Source organism: Lactonifactor sp. BIOML-A5 (assembly GCF_009677585.1).
Lineage (GTDB): Bacteria > Bacillota > Clostridia > Lachnospirales > Lachnospiraceae > Lactonifactor.
This window is the reverse complement of the sequence record NZ_WKYV01000023.1, coordinates 56,833-68,822: the sequence shown is the minus strand read 5'-3', so window position 1 is coordinate 68,822 and position 11,990 is coordinate 56,833. Positions and strand designations below refer to the sequence as shown.

Genomic DNA, 11,990 nt, shown 5'->3' with positions numbered 1-11,990 from the left:
GACGTGTTCTTTCTAGAAAGAACACGTCCCCCTTTGGCCCCCGGCCTGTCCCTTTTCACCATTTACGGTTTACTCTCTGACCCAGACTGCCTTGCATATATGGTTTTGCTTTTTAGAAAAAATCATTTCAAAGGCTTTCTCGTAATCCTCCGGGCGGAACCGATGGGTTATAACGCCTTTATGATCTACCTGGCCGCTCTGTACCAGCTCCATGGCTATCTGGAATTCCGGCTTATCTCCGGCCATGCAGTAGCTGCTGGAAGCCAGCACCGACAACTCCCGGTAGAGTATGGTTGACAGAGATACCATGCTTGGACTTGCAGTGCCCCCAAACATTATAATCTTTCCTCCTACAGCAGCCATCTCTACTGCCTGGGAAAAGGCATTGGAATTGCCTCCCACACACTCGTAAGCCTGATCCACTCCCCTGCCGCCGGTCAGTCTCATCACTTCTTTCACCGGATCCTCATTGTCGTCCAGCACGATGGAATGAGCTGCCCCGTATTTTTCTGCCATCTGTGCCTGATGTCCATACTTGGCAACTGCAATTATCTTGGTAATACCCATGGAGCGCAGTACCTGAATCATGTTAATTCCGATAATCCCGCATCCCACAACGGCAACGGTATCTCCCAGCTGGGGTTTTCCTATCATTGCCCCGTGAACGTTTACCGCCAGGACATCCAGAATTGCCCCCTCCTCATAACTCATAGAGTCCGGCATTGGGTATACATGGTTTTCATGGACAATGGAATATTCTCCGTATCCTCCGGGCAGCATCCGCTTCATAGGCATGCCCACATGTGACACGCCGTCCAGACACAGCTGATACCGGCCGCTGAGACACATAGGGCAGCTTTTACCAAAATCAATGCAGCCATGAAGGGGTTCCACTGCAACACGATCCCCCACTTTTACCCGGGTCACGCCCTCACCCGTCTTCACCACGTCACCGGCATTCTCATGGCCCAGTACAGCAGGAAACAGTTTGTCCGGCATCTTATCTCTTGTCTGCCCCCGAAGAGCCATCAGATCCGCACCGCAGATCCCGGCCGCACGGTTGTGTACCAGAACCCAGCCTTTTGGGGGGCTTGGAATCTCTACTTCTTCATAGGATAATCCCTTGGGATAGACGCTTCCATCCCACACAATGGCCTTCATTTTTTCCTTTGCCATTTATTCTCCTCCTTTATACACAGCAGTATTGTTTGAGTTCTGCCATAACAGCTGAATCATCCCCACCTTTGAGGGTTACCCCGGATATCACAGGATAGCTGGGAAGGCTTTTGGCAATGAGGGGAAGATCCTTAAGACCGCTGCCTGATATAATACATACTACAGAATCGCCCTTTTCGATCACGCCTTTTCTCCGCAGCTTCTGTACTCCCGCGATCACGGAGGCACTGGCAGGTTCTCCTATCACAGCTTCACTAGAAGCCATCAGCTTCAGCCCTTCCAGAATCTCTTCATCTGTCACTGCTTCCGCGAGACCATTTGTCTTCCGTATGATATCAAGAGCCGTTACCCCTTCAAAGGTCTCTGTATCCGCAATGGCAAAAGCGATGGTTGATGCCTCTTCCCAGAGCTTTGTAGCTTTTTGGTTCTCCCGGTACGCCCTTACAAGAGGCGCACAGCCCGCTGCCTGAATCCCTGCGAATCTGGGAATATGGGGAATCATCCCCAGCCGGAACATTTCCTCAAACCCCTGGTATACTTTTCCAAGAAGAGATGCCCCGCCCACCGGACAGAACACCCAGTCCGGAGCCTCAAACTCCATCTGTCTTCCTATTTCATAGGCGATGGTCTTATACCCCTGAGAAGCCCAGGGGTGATATTTCATGGTTGTGCTCACATTTTCCCAGCCCATTACAGGGACTCCCTTCTGAACGAAATGAATACACTCTGCAATACTGCACTCCATTCCTATCATCCTGGCCCCATAGGTCTGTATCTGCCAGGCTCTTTCCCTCACTGCCGCGGTGGGCAGGAGCACAAAGCAGGGCAGTTCACCCTTAGCCGCATAAGCTGCCACCGAGCCGGCGGCATTTCCTGCAGAGCCCAGAGCCAGGGATGCAACTCCTTTCTCCTTTGCCATAGTAACAGCAACTGTGGAAAAGCGATCTTTGTAAGAACCGCTGGGATTCAGTGTTTCATTTTTCAAATACAGGTGTTCCAGACCCAGCCTCTTACCCAGCCCTTCAGCCTTCAGGAGGGGAGTATTCCCCTCTCCCAGGCTCACAGGCCGGATACTGGGTTCATAGGGGAGGAGCTTCTGATATCCCCATATCCCCTCCTGACTTCCTGCCCGCAGCAGCCGGCAGAATTCTTCTTTCTGCTCCTCCAGACGGTTGTCTGAAGCTATGGAGCCTCCGCACCTGGGACAGATATATTCATCTCCCTCCCCCTCCCATGGAGTATTGCAGGTCATACAATATAGTGCCAATACTTCTGCCTCCCTTCTATCCTCTATAATAGCCCCATAAGGCTGCATCAGCGGTTAAAATACTGCTGCAGACGTTTTACGGCTTCTCTGATTTCCGTCTCCGAGGAAGCATAGGACAGCCTTAGATATCCCTCTCCGTAAATGCCAAAGGCTGGGCCCGGGGTGGTCACCACCTGTACTTCTTTCACAATATCAGCCGCCAGCTGGGCAGAAGTAAGTCCAGTATCCTGTATATTCGGAAATGCATAAAAGGCTCCAAGAGGACAGCGGCAGCTTACATTTTTGCACCCGTTTAATCCCTCTACAAGTATATCCCGGTTTCTCTGGTATCCTTTCACCATTTTTTGTATGGCCTTTTCCGTATGATTCAATGCTTCGATGCATGCATATTGTGCGGCCGCGTTCACAGAAGAGGTAACCTGCTCTATGATCTGAACCATGGCGCCTATCGCCTGTTTTGGTCCGGAGGCATATCCCACGCGCCATCCGGACATGGCAAATGTCTTGGAAAAGGTATTTACTGTAATCACGTGCTCCTTCATATCAGGAAGAGAGGCCGGACTTACATGTTCCGCACCGTCATAAAGGAGACGCTCATATGGTTCATCAGAAATTATGGTCAAATCATGCTTCCGTACAAGTTTACAGATTTCCTCCATCTCCCCTCTGGATATGACACCTCCTGTAGGATTGTTGGGAGAATTTAGCACCAGTACCTTTGTTTTCTCTGTAATCCTCTCCTCAATATTCTCCTTTGTAGGTACAAATCCATCTTTTTCATAGGCAGGAACCGGCACCATTGTTCCGCCTACAAATTTAATCTGTTCCGGATAATTGGGCCAGGATGGAATGGGCACCAGCACCTCATCTCCCGGGTTTACCGTAACCATCATTGCCAGAAGCACTGCCTCTACCCCTCCGGCTGTGACAATTATTTCTGTTTCCGGATCCGCCTGTATCTTATTTTCCCGCAGTAATTTCTGGGATAATGCCTCCCGCAGTCCGGGGATCCCTGCGTTTGGTGTATACTTTGTATATCCTTTATACAAGGCATCTCTTCCCGCCCCGATAACATTGGGGGGTGTGGGAAATCCAGGCTCCCCAATACAGAGATTGATCACATTATCATATTCCCGGGCCAATTCAAACATAGCCCGAATCCCGGACACCGGGGGATTCAATCCTCTTTCGCTTAAATGCATAGTAGTCCTCCTTCTCCAATGAATAAAATACTATCAGATAAAATATCCGTCCAAAAACTTTCCTATTTCTTCCCCCAGATAGTTTAAAATTTTTTCGCCCTTTTCCCGGGAGGCGTCCTGACATACTCCCACATTTCCGTAGGGAGATATGTCCCGGAACCTCCGATATACCGTCACACGATTATGGGCAAACATATCCGGATGGTACCAGTCGTTCCCCTGTGCCAGGGAATAATTTTCCCATCCATCCCCTACCAGGTGAGGATACAATGCCATCATCATAGAGGTCTCCATCTCTCCGGCATGTCCGATTCCGCCCAATGGGCTGTCTCTCAGCGTCTCCATAAACTCAGTCATAAAATCCCAGTACCTGAGCATTGCTACAGAGCACTGGGGAAAAGCAATTCCCAGTTCATTTACAGCCGTGTGCACGGCCGGGGAATTTCCACCGTGGGACACCACCAGGACTGCCTTTGTAAACCCCGCGGAAATCACCCCTGACATCACCTCCGTTATCATAGCTGCAAGGGTCTTCTGTGTCAGGGTAATACTGCCCGGAAAATCCATGTGATGGGCTGAGAAGCCATAAGCAACAGACGGCAGCAGTACTACCTCCCGGACTGCACGCTCTGCTGCCCTTCGCATCACAGCCTCTCCCAGATACACATCTGTACCCAGGGGCAGATGCAGGCCATGCTGTTCACAGGAGCCAATTACCAATGCCGCCACACCTTTTTCAGCCATGGCAGAGCATTCTGGTGATGCAAGATCACTCCATTCCAGTAACATTCAATCGCCTCCAATCATTAAGTCCTCGTGGCACATTAGCTCAGATCTTCAATGGTATTGATTACCGGAATCTCCAGTCCCTCTGGTATATAGGCGCTGCTGTCCTTTAACCCATGTCCGGTGAGAAGACATACACAGGTATCTCCCTGTTTCAGGATACCCTGTTCCTTCATCTGCCGGACCGCTGCAACCGTAGCTGCAGAGGAGGGCTCCACAAAAATACCCTCTTTCTGTGCCAGGGCTCTGCCTGCCTCCAGAATCTCACTGTCCTCAGCGGTTAAACCATAGCCGCAGGTTTTGCGGATGGCTTCCACGGTAATATCCCCGTCCTGTTCGTATCCCAGCAGAGGATCACTGATGGCGGAAGCCACACTTCTGGGATTTTTGCAGCCGATCACCCTGCGGTTTTCCTGCCATGCCTCTGAGATAGGCGCACAGCCCTTTGCCTGAACACATACCAGCCTGGGCAGTTTTTCTGTGCATCCCATGTCCTTCATTTCTGCAAAGCTCTTATAGATTCCATAAAGTACTGGCCCTGCGCCTACGGGTATCACGATATAGTCCGGCACTTCTCCCATCTGGTCAAAGATCTCGTATCCGATTATTTTATATCCTTCCAGACCAAAGGGACTTAGAAACGTAGTGGTTACATTCATATATCCCTTCTCTTGGGCCATCTGCACCGCCGCCCGGTAAGAACAGGAAAAGTTTCCCCGCACCTTAATTACCTTTCCTCCATAGGCTATGGCCTGGGCTACCTTTCCCACAGGTGTGGTCTCAGGCACAAAGATAATGGTATCGATCTCTCCCTTGGTACCGTAAGCCCCTGTGGCAGCTCCCCCATTTCCCGAGGAGGACACCACAATACCCGGACAGCCATACTCCTTAGCCATACTGACGCAGACAGATACCGAGCGATCCTTAAAAGAACCAGTAGGATTTGTCGTCTCATCTTTGAAAAACAGTCCCTCAAGGCCAAGCTCCTCTCCCAGAGTTCTGCTCTTCTTTATCTTAGTGCACCCCTCCTGAAAGGTAACTATGTTTTCCTTCTTCACAGGGGGCAGTACCCTTCGGTAATCCCACATAGATTCCTTTCCTTCACCCTTCAGGGCGCGCCCCGCCTCTCTGAGATATTCTCTCTCATACGCAACGGTTAAAATACCGCCGCACTTAGGGCAAAGACTTTCCTTTCCCATAGGAAAGCGCTCACCGCAGGAATGGCAGATAAAATACACTTGTTCCATCACAGTTACTCCTTTCTTTTATGCCCGGCTGTCATGCAGGGATATATAAATGTTCAAAAGCCTCTCCGGCCATACGCAGCTGCATGCCGCCGTCCTGCAGCTGAAACAGTCCATGTCCCGGAAGAAACAGATCCACTTTCAGATCCATCACCTCTCTCACACATCTGGCATAGGCATGAATATCCGCCCCCGGTATCAGCTGGAAGCTAATCTTTCCACCCATCATCACCAGATCACCGCCGATAAAGAACCTGCGTCCCTTCACAGTTCCGTAATAGCAAATTCCCCCAATGCTGTGGCCGGAAGCGTCAAAAAGCTCCATATGAATGCCATCTTTCTCCCAGATACCCGGTACGGCCATCTCATCCCACCGACACGCTGCCAGACGGTAATCCGGGGGATAAAAGCCTGCATCCCTGGCCACATCCAGTCCCATCACAGCCTCATCACCTCTGGCAAAGGCCTCCGCCTCCGCCTCCGGCACCACTACCTTAATCCCATACTCACTCTGCAGACGGGCGGCCGCTCCAATGTGATCTCCATGGCAATGGGTCAAAAACAAATAGGAGATATCCTCCATCCGGAATCCATCTCTTTGGATTTCCGCCTCCAAAAGCTCCGGCCGAATCCCGATTCCACAGTCAAACAAGGCCAGTTTGCCTTCGAACTCTACCAGATAGCAGTTACAGTCCAGCTCATCCGTAAGAAAAATGCCATTTCTCCCGCTTCCCACCAGGTAAACACCATCCACAAGCTTCATCTCAATCACCCAGCCTTTCTTCTTCGCACAATTTCAGTCCATACTCAAAAAAAGGCGAGAGACAGCACTTTGGCCTGTTCAGGTCCAAAGGACCTGCTGTCTCTCACCTTCTTTCACCCCATAGCAGGGAGCATCAGCTAATGGTAAATCCTCCGTCTACCACCAGATTCTGTCCCGTTATAAACCTTGCCTCATCAGACGCCATAAACAACGCCGCATTGGCAATATCCTCCGGTTCAATGATCCCCTGGATAGGTGCCACAGTTTCCCACTTGTGATAAAACTCTGCATCGTGATCCAGAAGCTCATCCACCATAGGGGTCCTTGTAGTCGAAGGAGATACACAGTTAACCCGGATTCCGTACTTTCCATTCTCCACAGCCATCGCTCTGGTAAATGCAAGCATTGCTCCTTTTGTAGCCGAATAGGTTTCCGCACCGCATCCCACTACACCATTGATGGAGCAGCAATTCAGAATCACGCCTCCTCCCTGCTGTATCATATGAGGAATTGTATATTTACAGGTAAAGAAAATGCTTCTGATGTTAATGTTGAATACGCTGTTCCAGTCTTCTGTCGGCACATCCGGTACCGGTGAAAATTTGTAGGGAGATGAGTAGCCCACACCGGCATTATTAAAAAGAATATCAATTCTTCCATATGTTTCAATGGCTGTATCCACCAGACGACGGATATCCTCTTCCTTCTGGACATCCCCTAAGACGTAGATGCCTTCTCCGCCGGCGTCCTGTACCATTCTCCATGTCTCCCTGGTATTCTCCTCTCTGCGGCCGTGTATTACCACCCTGGCTCCTTCCCGGGCAAATCGGAGGGCTGACGCCCTTCCGATTCCCCCGCCGGCTCCGGTTATAATCGCAACTTTATCCTTTACTCTCATGTCATCGTACTCCCTTACATCATCAGTTCAGATTTACACTGACACATCTTTCCTCGCTCATCTCCAGAATAGACCATTTACCGCCGCTTCTTCCATATCCGGACTGACTTCCGCCGGCTCCCCCTGCAGGGAAGGTCCAATCCCAGTAACTGCTTCCGGAATTAATATTTACATAGCCGAAACGCATTTCTTCTGCCATCTGCATACCTTTTTTCAGGTCTTCTGTGTAAACGCCCGCAGCCAGGCCATATGGACTCATAGCTATTAAGTCCATAATCTCAGACTCCTCTTGAAAACGCACCAGCGGTACTACAGGTCCAAACGTTTCTTCTATATTTAAGAGGGCATCCTTGGATACATGATCGATTACGGTTGGATATAAATAATGTTCCGTAGGCGCACCTTCCACCTTGCCCCAGTGCTCGCTTACTACCTTTGCACCTTTATCAATTGCATCCTGGACATGCTCCATTACAGTGTCAACGGTGCTTCGGTTATGTACCGGTCCCATGGTTGTCTTCTCATCCATTGGATTCCCCACGACATAGCGATCCATCTTAGACAAGATAATCTTAACCAGTTCATCGGCTACGCTGTCATCCACAAGAACACGCTCTGTGCTGGTGCAGATCTGACCGGCATTGCCAAAGCTGCCCGCCAGAATGCCTTCCGCCGCTTTTTCCAAATCTGCGTCCCTTAGCACTACCACAGGTCCGTTGCCGCCCAGCTCCATGAGGGACTTTTTGGCTTTTGCTTTTTCCATGATGTCATTTCCCGTCTTCGTGCTTCCCGTAAATCCTATGCCGGCTGTCAGAGGATGCACCACAGCAGCAGTCTTTGCTTCCTGAGAAGTTCCGATTACCATATTGATCATTCCTTTTGGAACCTCTGCCTCCTCGAAACATTTCATAAACAGGCTGGCAACTGCAGAGCAGCTCATAGGCGGCAGCCAAAGAATCGTATTTCCCGCTGCCAGCCCCGGTGCCAGATAATAGCAGGATGCCGTGCACAGGGGGAAGTTAAAAGGAGTGATGATGGTAAATACACCTACTGGTTTTCTGTAAGCGTAAACATGCACGTTCTTCTCTCTCACAGACGGAATCTCAGAAGACATCCATTTAATCTGTTCAGCTGCATCCCTGAATGCCAGAGCGCTTCCGCCGACTTCGCCAAGCGCTTCTGTATGATAAGGCTTGCCCATTTCCATGGCAATCATTTTAGCCAGTTCCTCTTTGTGCGCATCGATGGCATCCGCAATTCTAAAAAGCATCTCGGATCTCTCAAACACTGTCATTTTTTCCAGATTTCCCTTTTCCCGATCCGCTGCCTTCAGCGCACGGTCCACTTCCTCAAACCCTGCGGGAGTAACTGTTCCGATTACTTCCCCTGTGGCCGGGCTTACTACGTCTCTGGAGGAGCCCTCTTTTGTATACCATTCTCCGTCAATATACATTGGATAAATCATAGCTTCTGTCCCATTCCTTTCCGCTTGAATCACTTATTTGTTACCCAGCCATTCCAGTGCCTGTCCCCAGAACTGTCCGTAATATTCCCATGGCTGGAAGGATGCTGCCCAGTGGGGAGAACAGTCGCTGGCAAACGCCATTGCCCGTCCTTTTCCATACTCCCAGGTCACCAGCAGCGGATACTGATCCTCATCATCGCCGATGGTAGCCAGTACGTCCGCACCCTCTTTTGGAAGAATTTTATTGAAGCCTTCGAATCCCGGCGCCTCATCCCACGGAATATCGGCCAGAATCGGATGGTCTTTTACTTTAATATCAATGGTTGTGCCTTCCGGCATCTCTACCCTGTCATCAAGTCCTTTCAGACAATTTACAGGCAGTGCCTCTTCAATGGGTGTATCATAATATCCGCCGTGTCCAAAACGTCCGCTGAAAGACGTCCAGCCGCCGATCATCAAAAGGCCGCCTCCCTGGCGCACATAATTGCGGATAGCTTTCAGCCTGTTTGTGGTGGGCTGAGGTACGGAATCAATCCAGAAAGGATACAGTGACAACACTTCACACTCACAGTCACTGATGATAAGTGCATCGTACTTGGATAATTCCTCTACGGTCCTTGGAAAGTCACCAATTGCCTGCTCACCGGTCATATGTGTCACTTCATGGCCTCTGCTGGTCAGAGCGTCAATCAAAGGCTGTCCCCAGATATGATGGGTCATCCCTTTTACTTCCAGATTAAATGGAGAAGCCATAAAAATAGGTCCGATTTTGGTACAAGCGTCTCCTGCGTATAAAATTTTCATATAAAACCCTCTCTTTCTTACTTACATAGTTTATAATAAATTTAATAGTTCCTCAATTGTCTCTGCCGTCGGCGGTTCCTGCTGTCCGGAAGGGATACTGCTCTTTAGTCCGCTGCCCGTAGCCAGGGATATGATCACATCATTCTTATGTAATACCCCCTCCAGACGCAGCTTTCTGGCTGCAGCCACTCCGGCGGCTCCTGCCGGCTCAGTGTACAGTCCTTCTCTTCCCATTAACGCCCTGGCTTCCAGAATCTCTTCATCTGACACGATAACAGCTCTCCCCTGGCTTTTGTAAATACACTCCAGGGTATACGCACCGTCCTGGGTATAGCCCTTAAGCTCATCGTTAAGCCCCGAAGCTATCGTAGGTCTTGTCATATTCCACTCCTGCACATCCCATGCCTGTTTAAAATAAGCATCTGCGATGGGATAACAGCAGTCAGACTGCACTCCAATCAGCCTGGGAATCTTCTCCACCACACCTTCTTCCTTCAGCTTCAGAAATCCATGGTAGATGCCTCCCAGAAAAGGACCGGCTCCGATGGGAACCATAATCCAGTCTGCCGGTTTATCCAGCTGCTCTGTCAGTTCTCTGCATATGCCTTCATAGCCCGCCCACACATAAGGGTTAATATATGTGGTGGTCAGATTATACCATTTCCTGTCCTGCGCCACCGCCTTTGCCCCCTGAAAGGAATCACTGTAATTCCCTTTCATGCGGATCACCTTAGCCCCATAGGCAGCTGCCTGGCGTACCTTTTCCATGGAAGTGGATGCAGGCACAATTGCCGTAACCGGCATTCCCGCCCTGGAACCATACGCAGCTGCCGAAGCACTGGCATTTCCCGCAGAGGCGACGATAATCTTTTCTACTCCAAGTTCTCTGCTGTGTGCCAAAGCGAAGGCCATCCCTCTGTCCTTAAAAGAACCTGTGGGATTCATGAATTCACATTTTATGTAAACTTCATCCAAATCCAGCTCCTGGGCAGACCTCAACAGAGGGATCAGGGGCGTGTTTCCTTCCCCCATCATACGGTGCGGCTGTTCTGCCTCCTCCGGCTCAAAGTGAAGGATTCCCCCGCACTTGCAGCATGCATAGGCAGGCTTCTGTTCCTGAACTGCATTGCATTTTACACAGATAAGTTTATGTCTCACGGTAAGCCCTCCTGTTATTCCCTTGGATCTTATCCGCCGGAATTACCGCTCACTGATATAGCAGTAAATCAGCGCTGTAAATAATTTCATACAGTCTACAATATCCTGTTCCCTGCAGAATTCATTGATCCGGTGTGCCTGGTCCAGGGAACCGGGGCCTAATAATAAGGTAGGAATATCGCAAAGCACAGAGAACATACTTGCTTCCGTACAGGCACGGAACACAGATACCGCTGGTTCCTGTTCTGTAATTCCTGCCAAAAGTTCTCTGCAGTCCTCTACCAGAGGATGGTCCCGTTCAATAAGGCTTGCCGGAAAGAACGAGCGGTCCAATACTTCTCCCCACTCTCCCACTGCCTTCTGCAACTCCTCTTTGATCCTGTCAGGGGTCTCCCCGGGAAGAAGACGTCTCTCCACCTCAATCTCACAGGCATCCGGCACTGTATTCAGGCGGATTCCCCCTTTTATGGTTCCGATACAGCAGGTAGCCTGTCCCAGATATTCATTCTGAACTTCACTCAGACTGTCTGCATAGGTTTCGATTCTCCTGATCACTTCCCCCATCTTATAGATGGCGTTGACGCCGTTCCAAGGTTCACTGGCATGGCAGCCTACTCCCTTGGTTTTCACATACCAGGAACTGAATCCCCGGTTGCCCAGCTGAATCTCACATTGTGTAGGCTCTGCAATTACAGCACAGTCTGCCTTCAATTTCTTTGTGGACAGAATATGGCGGATGCCCCGATTCATATCCTCCTCGTCGCTGACCAGAAGAACCATGATTCCCCGTTTGGGCTCTACTTTGGCAGAGCCGATCAGGCTTGCTGCCGTGAGTATTGCTGCGCATCCTCCCAGCATATCGCAGCTGCCTCTTCCGAAAAGCACACCGTTTTCTCTCTGTGCACCGGAAGGTTCCCGCTCCCACTCACCGAAGGCCGGGACTACATCCATATGCCCGTTCAGTATCAGTGCAATATCCTCAGGGTCTCCATACGTAGCTGTTACATTGCAGCGATTGGGCTCAAATTCTTCCACCTCCACCTGAAAACCTGCCGTCTCCAGGATTTCGGCAGCCACTGCTGCTGTTTCCTTCTCATTTCCCGGCGGATTATAGGACTTACAGCGAATCAGGCGGGCGGCACAGGTGATGGCCGCCTCCTCCCATTCTTTTGTCATATGTTCCCTCGTCCACCGGATACTCTGCTCTCTCTTTGCCTCTGTTTTCAT

At 50.3% G+C, this 11,990-nt stretch carries 11 protein-coding genes; all 11 read right to left on the bottom strand.

What is annotated here, in order from left to right; genetic code table 11:
• Positions 1-69: 69 nt before the first annotated feature.
• The 11 genes from GKG41_RS17100 to GKG41_RS17050 all read right to left on the bottom strand — a co-directional run bounded on the left by GKG41_RS17100 (position 70) and on the right by GKG41_RS17050 (position 11,990).
• Positions 70-1,176, bottom strand: coding sequence for an alcohol dehydrogenase catalytic domain-containing protein (locus GKG41_RS17100; RefSeq protein WP_154260874.1), 1,107 nt, complete (start codon positions 1,174-1,176; stop codon positions 70-72).
• A gap of 13 nt (positions 1,177-1,189) precedes the next feature.
• Entirely contained in the window at positions 1,190-2,443 is a 1,254-nt protein-coding gene (thrC, locus tag GKG41_RS17095; protein WP_173015631.1) for a threonine synthase, read from the bottom strand.
• Positions 2,444-2,490: 47 nt separating this feature from the next.
• Positions 2,491-3,645, bottom strand: coding sequence for a pyridoxal phosphate-dependent aminotransferase (locus tag GKG41_RS17090; protein WP_072853978.1), 1,155 nt, complete (start codon positions 3,643-3,645; stop codon positions 2,491-2,493).
• Positions 3,646-3,678: 33 nt separating this feature from the next.
• Entirely contained in the window at positions 3,679-4,434 is a 756-nt protein-coding gene (locus tag GKG41_RS17085) for a creatininase family protein (protein ID WP_154260870.1), read from the bottom strand.
• Between the two features lie 35 nt (positions 4,435-4,469).
• Positions 4,470-5,678 (bottom strand): threonine synthase, encoded by a 1,209-nt coding sequence (locus GKG41_RS17080; RefSeq protein WP_154260868.1) that lies wholly within the window; start codon positions 5,676-5,678, stop codon positions 4,470-4,472.
• Between the two features lie 31 nt (positions 5,679-5,709).
• Entirely contained in the window at positions 5,710-6,438 is a 729-nt protein-coding gene (locus GKG41_RS17075; RefSeq protein WP_226904154.1) for an MBL fold metallo-hydrolase, read from the bottom strand.
• Between the two features lie 133 nt (positions 6,439-6,571).
• Positions 6,572-7,336, bottom strand: a complete 765-nt coding sequence (locus tag GKG41_RS17070) for an SDR family oxidoreductase (protein ID WP_154260865.1) — start codon at positions 7,334-7,336, stop codon at positions 6,572-6,574.
• 22 nt (positions 7,337-7,358) lie between these two features.
• Positions 7,359-8,801 (bottom strand): aldehyde dehydrogenase family protein, encoded by a 1,443-nt coding sequence (locus GKG41_RS17065; protein ID WP_154260862.1) that lies wholly within the window; start codon positions 8,799-8,801, stop codon positions 7,359-7,361.
• 33 nt (positions 8,802-8,834) lie between these two features.
• Positions 8,835-9,605 carry a glutamine amidotransferase gene (locus tag GKG41_RS17060; protein WP_072853966.1) on the bottom strand — a complete coding sequence of 257 codons (771 nt, stop codon included), beginning with the start codon at positions 9,603-9,605 and terminating at the stop codon, positions 8,835-8,837.
• A 30-nt stretch (positions 9,606-9,635) separates the two neighbouring features.
• Entirely contained in the window at positions 9,636-10,763 is a 1,128-nt protein-coding gene (gene thrC / locus GKG41_RS17055; RefSeq protein WP_154260860.1) for a threonine synthase, read from the bottom strand.
• 42 nt (positions 10,764-10,805) lie between these two features.
• Positions 10,806-11,990 (bottom strand): M20 family metallopeptidase, encoded by a 1,185-nt coding sequence (locus GKG41_RS17050; protein ID WP_154260858.1) that lies wholly within the window; start codon positions 11,988-11,990, stop codon positions 10,806-10,808.

Coding starts and splice junctions, on each gene's coding strand:
- GKG41_RS17100 (WP_154260874.1), bottom strand. CDS start 1,176: ATGGCAAAGGAAAAAATGAAGGCCATTGTGTGGGATGGAAGCGTCTAT.
- GKG41_RS17090 (WP_072853978.1), bottom strand. CDS start 3,645: ATGCATTTAAGCGAAAGAGGATTGAATCCCCCGGTGTCCGGGATTCGG.
- GKG41_RS17085 (WP_154260870.1), bottom strand. CDS start 4,434: ATGTTACTGGAATGGAGTGATCTTGCATCACCAGAATGCTCTGCCATG.
- GKG41_RS17080 (WP_154260868.1), bottom strand. CDS start 5,678: ATGGAACAAGTGTATTTTATCTGCCATTCCTGCGGTGAGCGCTTTCCT.
- GKG41_RS17075 (WP_226904154.1), bottom strand. CDS start 6,438: ATGAAGCTTGTGGATGGTGTTTACCTGGTGGGAAGCGGGAGAAATGGC.
- GKG41_RS17070 (WP_154260865.1), bottom strand. CDS start 7,336: ATGAGAGTAAAGGATAAAGTTGCGATTATAACCGGAGCCGGCGGGGGA.
- GKG41_RS17065 (WP_154260862.1), bottom strand. CDS start 8,801: ATGATTTATCCAATGTATATTGACGGAGAATGGTATACAAAAGAGGGC.
- GKG41_RS17060 (WP_072853966.1), bottom strand. CDS start 9,605: ATGAAAATTTTATACGCAGGAGACGCTTGTACCAAAATCGGACCTATT.
- GKG41_RS17050 (WP_154260858.1), bottom strand. CDS start 11,990: ATGAAAACAGAGGCAAAGAGAGAGCAGAGTATCCGGTGGACGAGGGAA.